General features: G+C 67.7%; 8 protein-coding genes and 1 pseudogene. 2 read left to right on the top strand and 7 right to left on the bottom strand.

The window, feature by feature from the left end; all coding sequences use genetic code 11:
- Positions 1 to 34: 34 nt before the first annotated feature.
- Positions 35 to 1,447 carry a TIGR00341 family protein gene (locus tag RT688_RS15985; RefSeq protein ID WP_313705839.1) on the top strand — a complete coding sequence of 471 codons (1,413 nt, stop codon included), beginning with the start codon at positions 35 to 37 and terminating at the stop codon, positions 1,445 to 1,447.
- 57 nt (positions 1,448 to 1,504) lie between these two features.
- On the opposite strand, the gene RT688_RS15990 is transcribed toward RT688_RS15985, so the two are convergent.
- A complete protein-coding gene (locus RT688_RS15990) occupies positions 1,505 to 2,002 on the bottom strand; it encodes a hypothetical protein (RefSeq protein ID WP_313705840.1) in 498 nt (165 codons plus the stop codon).
- Positions 2,003 to 2,187: 185 nt separating this feature from the next.
- Here RT688_RS15990 and xth point away from each other — a divergent pair, with 185 nt between their 5' ends.
- Positions 2,188 to 2,976 (top strand): exodeoxyribonuclease III, encoded by a 789-nt coding sequence (gene xth / locus RT688_RS15995; RefSeq protein ID WP_313705841.1) that lies wholly within the window; start codon positions 2,188 to 2,190, stop codon positions 2,974 to 2,976.
- 128 nt (positions 2,977 to 3,104) lie between these two features.
- Here the strand turns inward: xth and RT688_RS16000 are convergent, their stop codons facing one another.
- The 6 genes and pseudogenes from RT688_RS16000 to RT688_RS16025 all read right to left on the bottom strand — a co-directional run.
- Entirely contained in the window at positions 3,105 to 3,839 is a 735-nt protein-coding gene (locus RT688_RS16000; protein WP_313705842.1) for an amino acid ABC transporter ATP-binding protein, read from the bottom strand.
- Positions 3,840 to 3,853: 14 nt separating this feature from the next.
- Complete coding sequence (locus RT688_RS16005; RefSeq protein ID WP_313705843.1) at positions 3,854 to 4,543, bottom strand: amino acid ABC transporter permease; 690 nt, start codon at positions 4,541 to 4,543, stop codon at positions 3,854 to 3,856.
- 7 nt (positions 4,544 to 4,550) lie between these two features.
- On the bottom strand, positions 4,551 to 5,246 hold the full coding sequence (locus RT688_RS16010) for an amino acid ABC transporter permease (RefSeq protein WP_313705844.1): 696 nt from the start codon (positions 5,244 to 5,246) through the stop codon (positions 4,551 to 4,553).
- A gap of 10 nt (positions 5,247 to 5,256) precedes the next feature.
- A complete protein-coding gene (locus tag RT688_RS16015) occupies positions 5,257 to 6,090 on the bottom strand; it encodes an ABC transporter substrate-binding protein (RefSeq protein ID WP_409521927.1) in 834 nt (277 codons plus the stop codon).
- Positions 6,091 to 6,245: 155 nt separating this feature from the next.
- Positions 6,246 to 7,004, bottom strand: a complete 759-nt coding sequence (locus RT688_RS16020; RefSeq protein ID WP_313705845.1) for a hypothetical protein — start codon at positions 7,002 to 7,004, stop codon at positions 6,246 to 6,248.
- Between the two features lie 108 nt (positions 7,005 to 7,112).
- Positions 7,113 to 7,225, bottom strand: a pseudogene (locus tag RT688_RS16025) (IS1595 family transposase); the annotation flags it as partial.

A 7,225-nucleotide genomic window follows, 5' to 3' on the forward strand; every position in this document is an offset into this window, starting at 1 on the left:
CAACTTTTCCGCCGGCCGCGGTGCGGAGCCAGGCATGAGCCTGACCGAACCGGGCCTGGAACCCGCGCCGTCCACCCTGGCGCCCCACGTGGAGCCGCCGAAGGTCCAGCATCGCTTCAGCCTGCTGCATGACAAGGCCGACGACGACGTCATCGACACCAGCATCCGCGCCGGGGTCGAACTGAGCGGCGCCACGCCCTGGATCCTGATATTCGCGATCCTGGTGGCGTCGATCGGCCTGAACACGAACTCGACGGCGGTGATCATCGGCGCCATGCTGATCTCGCCGCTGATGGGGCCGATCGTCGGCATCGGCTACGGCATCGGCATCTTCGACTTCCCGCTGATCCGGCGCTCGCTGCTGAACCTGGGCATCGCGGCCGGCATCAGCCTGGCCACCTCGACCCTCTACTTCCTGCTGACGCCGCTCCAGGAAGCCCAGTCGGAATTGCTGGCGCGCACCACGCCCACCCTGTGGGACGTGCTGATCGCCCTGGCCGGCGGCCTGGCCGGCATCATCGGCATCACCCGCCGCGAAAAGTCGAACGTGATCCCGGGCGTGGCGATCGCCACCGCCCTCATGCCGCCGCTGTGCACCGCCGGCTACGGCCTGGCCAACGGCGACTGGGCCATGTTCGGCGGCGCTTTCTACCTGTTCTCGATCAACTGCGTCTTCATTGCCGCCTCGACCGTGATCGTGATCGAATACCTGCGCCTGCCGCACCGCAAGTTCGTCGACCCGCGCGTCGAACGCCGCGTCAAGCGCACCCTGATCGCGGTGGTGACCCTGACCGCCCTGCCGTCCATCTACCTGGCGGTCCAGCTGGTCGACAACGAAGTCTTCGACAGCCGCGCGCGCCAGTTCGTGCGCCAGGAATTCCATGGCGCTCAGACCCACGTGGTCGACACCAATTTGTCCGCGCTGGAGCGCAAGATCGAGCTGACCCTGGTCGGCGCGCGCATGCCGGCCGAGGCCATCGCCACGATCGAGAAACGGCTGGCCGGCGCCGGCCTGGCGGGGGCGCGGCTGGTGGTGCACCAGGCCGAGGACAGCCGGGTCGACGTGACCAGCCTGAAGGCGGACATCCTTGCCGATATCTTCCGCGACACCCAGAACGGGCTGCGCGAACGCGATGCCACCATTGCCGAACTGCGCGAGCAGCTGGCGCGGCGCGCCGCCTGGGACGCGACCGCCCTCGATATTGCCGCCGAACTGACCGCCCAGTATCCGGACTGCATCGACGTGCTGGTGGGGAACGTGGTGGTTACCGCCGCCGAGGACGGCAGCACGCAGCAGGTGCCGATCCTGAGCGCCCGCTGCAAGCGCGCACTCAAGCCCGAGGAACTGAAGCGCGCCCAGGAATGGCTGAAGGCGCGCACCAAGTCGCCCGGCGCGCGCCTGATGCTGGTGACGCCGACGCCGGCGCCGACGCGGGCAAGGCGCTAGCGGGGCGCTTGCGTGCCTGCATGCCAGGCCCGCAGGCGGCTGCACCGGAAGATCCTGTTACTTCTGGAGATACAGCACGCGGCCGGACAGCTTGATGTTGCCGGCGCCTGTCGCCATGTCTTCGCCGCCGGTCAGGGTGCCGCCGCCGGTGATCATCGCGTACTTGCCGGTGCCGCCGGTGACCTGGAAGCTCGCGCCCGAGAAGACGTACTTGCTGCCTTCGCCGGTCGGGACGAACTGGCCGCTGTAGTTGGCGAAGATCTGGTCGCCCGAGGTCGTCATGACGATGAACTTGCCGTTGCTGAAGTTGAACAGCGGGCCGACCGGGGTGATGCAATCGGTCGCGATGAAGACCACCTTGCCCATCAACGGGCTGTCGCCGTGGCCGCTGATGGTGCCGCCGAATTTCGACAGGCAGCGATTCGCAGGACCGACAGCCTCAACCAGCACGCCCTCGATTTCCAGGGGTTTGGTGACCCAGCCGCCTGCCGACGCCTGGGCCGTGGCGGCCAGCAGCAGGGAAGCGGTGAGGGCGCGCAGGGTGTGTTTGAACATGAGCATCTCCGATGGGTGGTGTGTAAAATTCTATAATATCTTTTTTGTAATATTTTAGGCGCACGCTCAGCAGGAAGGCGCGCGCTCCGCCCTCTCACCCGGCCCGCATGGAAGCGGAGACTGCCGTGCGCCGGCTAGGAGCGCCCTGCGTTACAACTACGTCAGCCCATCACATCGGAGAAACCATGCGTGTCGCCACTTTCAACGTCAACGGCATCGGGGCCCGCCTCGGCGCCCTGCTCCAGTGGCTGGAAGAAACCAAGCCGGACGTCGCCTGCCTGCAAGAACTGAAAGCGCCGCAGGAGCGCTTCCCGCTGGCGGAGATCAACGCGGCCGGCTACGGCGCGATCTGGCAGGGACAGAAGAGCTGGAACGGCGTCGCGATCCTGGCGCGCGGGGTCGACCCGGTCGAGGTCACGCGCGGCCTGCCGGGCGACCCGAGCGACGAGCAGAGCCGCTACCTGGAGGCGGTGGTGAACGACATCGTGATCTGCGGCTTGTATCTGCCGAACGGCAACCCGGCGCCGGGGCCGAAGTTCGACTACAAGCTGGCCTGGTTCGAACGCCTGATCGGGCGCGCCCAGCAGTTGATCGACACCGGCGCGCCGGTCGTGATCGCCGGCGACTACAACGTCATGCCGACCGAGCTCGACGTCTACAAGCCGGAACGCTGGGTCGACGACGCCTTGTTCCGGCCGGAAAGCAGGGCCGCCTTCCATCGCCTGGTCAACCAGGGCTGGCTCGATGCGCTGCGGGCCATGCATCCGGACGAGGTGATCTACACCTTCTACGATTACTTCCGCAATGCCTACGGTCGCAATGCGGGGCTCCGCATCGACCACCTGCTGCTCAGCCCGGCCCTGGCGCCGGCCCTGCGCGCCGCCGGCACCGACCACGCGGTGCGCGGGCGCGAGAAGCCGAGCGACCACGTGCCGACCTGGATCGAGCTGGATTTGTCGGCGTTGAAGTCGTAGGGTGGGCAGATTGATTCGGGCCGGCGGCCCGGATCGATCTGCCCACGCGGGGATAGCGGTCGGCACCGTTTGCCCCGCGCGATGATGTTGCCGTCAACGATCCCCGCGTGGGCGGATTTCCGCCCACCCTACGATGACCGGTTGCCGCGGTCGGCCAGGAATTGCTGCGCGCGCGGATGCGTCGGGTTGGTGAAGAATACCTCCGGCGTCCCCTGCTCCAGGATCCGCCCTTCGCTCATGAACCAGACCCGATCCGCGACGTCGCGCGCGAAGCCCATCTCGTGGGTCACGCAGACCATGGTCATGCCCTGCCCCGCCAGCTTGCGCATCACCTGCAGCACCTCGCCCACCATTTCCGGATCGAGCGCGCTGGTCGGCTCGTCGAACAGCATGATCGGCGGGCGCATCGCCAGCGCGCGGGCGATCGCCACGCGCTGCTGCTGGCCGCCCGAGAGCTGGTGCGGATAAGCGTCGGCCTTGTGCGCCAGCCCGACCTGCTCCAGCAGTTCCATGGCATAGGCTTTCGCCTCAAGCCTGGTCGCACGCTTCAGGTTCACCGGCGCCAGCATGCAGTTCTCCAGCGCCGTCAGGTGCGGGAACAGGTTGAAGTGCTGGAACACGAAGCCGATTCCCGCGCGCAGGGCGTTGACGTCGAGGCCGCGCGCATGGATGTCGCGCCCGTCGATGGCGATGCGGCCTCCGTCGATTTCCTCGAGCCGGTTCAGGGTGCGGATCAGGGTCGACTTGCCCGAGCCCGAAGGGCCGCAGACGACCACGACCTCGTTCTTCGCGACGGTTTCGGTCACGTCGACCAGGGCGTGGTAGTCGCCGTACCACTTGTTGACTTTATGGAGAACGATCATCGTTCGAACTTTCTTTACGACGGCGCGCCCGCACGCCCGAGGCGGCGCTCGAGCAGGAAGGCCAGCCGGGACAGGCCGAAGCACAGGACGAAATAGGTCAGCGCGAGGATGATGTAGACCTCGACCGCCTTGGTGAAGACCAGGGTGTTGACCTGGGTGGCGATGAAGGAGACTTCCGACAGGCCGATGATGTAGCCGAGCGAGGTCGCCTTGATGGTCGCCACCAGCTGGTTGACCAGCGACGGCAGCACGTGGCGCAGCGCCTGCGGCAGCGCCACCAGCCGCAGCGACTGCATGTAGTTCAGGCCGAGCGAACGCGCGCTTTCCATCTGCCCCTTGGGCAGCGCCTTGAGGCCGGCGGCGACGATCTCGGCGAGGTAGACCGCGTCGAACAGCACCAGGATGATGAGCATGGTGGTGGCCTGGCCGGTCTTCACGCCGGTTACCGCCGGCAGGAAGAAGTAGGCCCAGAACACGACCAGCAGCAGCGGCACCGCGCGCACCACCTGCACCAGCGCGGCGGTCGGCCAGCGCAGGGCGCGCCAGGGGCTGACGCGCGCAATGCCCAGCAGCAGACCGAGCGGCATCGCCAGCAGCAGCGCGGCGCCGGACAGCAGCACGGTCAGGGCCAGGCCGCCGAGCGGCCCGTTCGGGTATTGGCCGACGAGGAAGTACAGCCAGTAATCCTGGATCAGTTCGATCATGCCGGCCTCATACGGTACGCACCGGGAAGCGGCGCTGGTACAGCTGCGCGGCCAGGGAGATCAGCAGCGACACCGTCAGGTAGGCCAGCGTGGCGAAGGTGAACGCTTCGACGCTGCGGAAGCTCGCGGTCTCCACGCGCGCGGCCTGGTACATGATCTCGGCCGCGCCGATCACGGTGGCCACGCTGGTGTCCTTCCACAGGTTGACCGTCTGCGACAGCAGCGGCGGCACGGCGATGCGGATCGCCTGCGGCATCAGCACCAGGCGCACGGCGGCCAGGCGTCCCAGGCCGAGCGAACGCGCGGCCTCGACCTGGGCCTTGGGCACGGCGCGGATGCCGCTGCGGATATCCTCGGCCATGTGCACGCCGCTGTAGAGACTCAAGGCGATCACGGCGCAGATGGCTTCCGGGTTGCTGTCGTAGAGCGCCATCTTCAGCGCTTCGGGCAGCAGCTCGGGAAAGGCGAAATACCAGAACAGCAGGTGAGCCAGCAGCGGCACGTTGCGGATGCCCTCGACGATGGTCGCGCCGATGCCCTGCAGCAGGCGGTTCTGCGAGCTGCGCATCAGGGCGAGGAGCGCGCCGAACGGCAGCGCCAGCACGAAGCTGGCCGCCGTCAGTTGCAGGGAGAGGATGAGGCCCTGCACCAGCCAGTCATGGTACTGGCCGGACTGCAGGATGCCGGGGTCGAAAAATTGCAACGGGAAGCGCTCAGATCTTGTCGGTATGGATGGTGAAGGCGCGCTTGGCGATGTTCGGGCGGGTGCCCGGGCCATACCACTTGTTGAACAGCGCGTTCGCCGCGCCGCTGCTTTCCAGTTCGCGCAGGGTGGCGTCGACCACGCCCTTCAGGTTCTTCTCGCCCTTGCGCAGGCCGAGCGCGATCGACTCGACGCCGATGCTGGTCGCCAGGATGGTGAAGTTCTTCGCCGCCGGACCGAGCTTGCCGTAGTCGGCCAGCAGCGAGGACTCGTCGTTGACGTAGGCAATGCCCTTGCCCTGCTGCAGCGCCTGGAAAGCCTGCTGGGTGTTCTCGAAGGTGACGATGTTCGCCGTCGGCACCGCCGCGCGAAGGTTCGTTTCCTGGGTGCCGCCGCGCACGGTGACGACCTTCTTGCCGGCCAGCTGGGGCAGCGCGGTGATGCCGCTGGCGGCGCGCACCATGACCTTGGAGCCGGTCACGAAATGGGTCAGGGCGAAGTCGACCTGCGACTCGCGCTCCTTGTTGTGGGTCAGCGTGGCGGCCAGCACGTCGACGTGGCCCTGCTGCAGCTCGGGGATGCGGGCCGAGACCGACAGTTGCTTGAACACCGGCTTGACGCCGATCTTCTTCGCGACCGCGCGCGCGATATCGATTTCATACCCCACCAGTTCGCGCGTCTTCGGGTCGATGAAGCTGTTCGGTTCGTCCGTGCCGAGCACGCCGAAGACGATCTCGCCCTTCTTCCTGATGTCGGCCAGCTGGTCGGCGTGGGCGCTCGCGGCAAACGACAGTTGGGCGGTCAGCGCGATGGCGCAGGCGATGAATGTACGGCGGGTGTTCAAGGATTTCTCCAACGGCTGAATGGTCGAACCATGGAGTATATGACATGTGCATGGAAGCAAGAACGATCAATTTTCCATATAGACATGCGTGAGTGGTATAAGCGAAACAGCACCCTTGACGAGGATCCTGCTTCGCCCGATGTGGTTGACCCGGATCAGTTCGTACCCGCGCCACCGCCCGACGCTGCGCTCGAACCGGCAGCGCTAGCCCCGGCCACGAGCGATCCGCTCAGCGTGGCCGATGCGGGCAGGCGTGCGCTGCCCGCGGCGTCCTTCAGGGCGCCGGCCGCGCCATTGGCGGCGGCGGCCATGCCGCGCGCGTTCGCCGCCGTGGCGCCCGCGTAGGCGCGGGTCGCGTCAAGCTGGCTGCGCGCGCCGGCCGCCACCGGGGCCGCGGCGGCGCCAGCCTGCGTGCGCGCGGCGCCGGCGAATGCGCGCGCCTGTCCGGTTGCGGCGCCCGGCATCACGGCAACCGAGGCCTCACCGCCGCCCTGCCCCTGCGCACTGCCGCCGACATTGCCGCCGACACCGCCCTGCCCCGCGTCCACCGTCGCCGAACGGCTGGCGCCGGCCTGTCCCGCCAGCACGCCGCCGAGCGTTCCCGTAGCGGACGAGGGCGCGGCGGGCGCCTCGGCTGCGTTGCGGGCGGCGTGCGCGTTGGCGCCGCCCGCGGCCCGGCCGCTTGCCGTGGCCTTGACGCGGCGCTCGATCCCGCGCTGGCCCGGCAGCGCGCCACGGCCGCCCATCGGTTCCATGCCGCTCATGCGTGCGCCCATCCCGCCGCCGCCGATGGTGCCGCCCAGCGAGCCGCCGAGTCCGCCACCTGCGCCGCCAAGCAACTGGGCGTGGCCCGAGGCGGTGGCGCCCAGGGTCAGGGCGATGGCGATGGTGCGGGCGATGTTGTTGATCTTCATGGTCGTATCTCCTGTCAGTGGCGAGGCCTATCCTGCGCCGTTATCAGGAAAACGAGCGAGCTCGACGGTTTATTCCATCCTTCGAAAAAAATTCTGGCGCTGTCACCGTTACCTGTTGAAGATGCCCAGCGCCGCTCGCAGGAAGCGTTCCGGGGAATCGATGCGCCGGCCATCGAGCGCCCAGCGCCAGCCGAGGTAGTGCGGCAGGTAGCGCGAGGCGA

The sequence above is a fragment of the Massilia sp. genome (assembly GCF_032106685.1).
Classification (GTDB): domain Bacteria; phylum Pseudomonadota; class Gammaproteobacteria; order Burkholderiales; family Burkholderiaceae_D; genus Telluria.

Bases quoted from the DNA above. Each gene is read 5' to 3' on its own strand.
- RT688_RS15985 (WP_313705839.1), top strand. From the start codon at position 35: ATGAGCCTGACCGAACCGGGCCTGGAACCCGCGCCGTCCACCCTGGCG.
- RT688_RS15990 (WP_313705840.1), bottom strand. From the start codon at position 2,002: ATGTTCAAACACACCCTGCGCGCCCTCACCGCTTCCCTGCTGCTGGCC.
- xth (WP_313705841.1), top strand. From the start codon at position 2,188: ATGCGTGTCGCCACTTTCAACGTCAACGGCATCGGGGCCCGCCTCGGC.
- RT688_RS16000 (WP_313705842.1), bottom strand. From the start codon at position 3,839: ATGATCGTTCTCCATAAAGTCAACAAGTGGTACGGCGACTACCACGCC.
- RT688_RS16005 (WP_313705843.1), bottom strand. From the start codon at position 4,543: ATGATCGAACTGATCCAGGATTACTGGCTGTACTTCCTCGTCGGCCAA.
- RT688_RS16020 (WP_313705845.1), bottom strand. From the start codon at position 7,004: ATGAAGATCAACAACATCGCCCGCACCATCGCCATCGCCCTGACCCTG.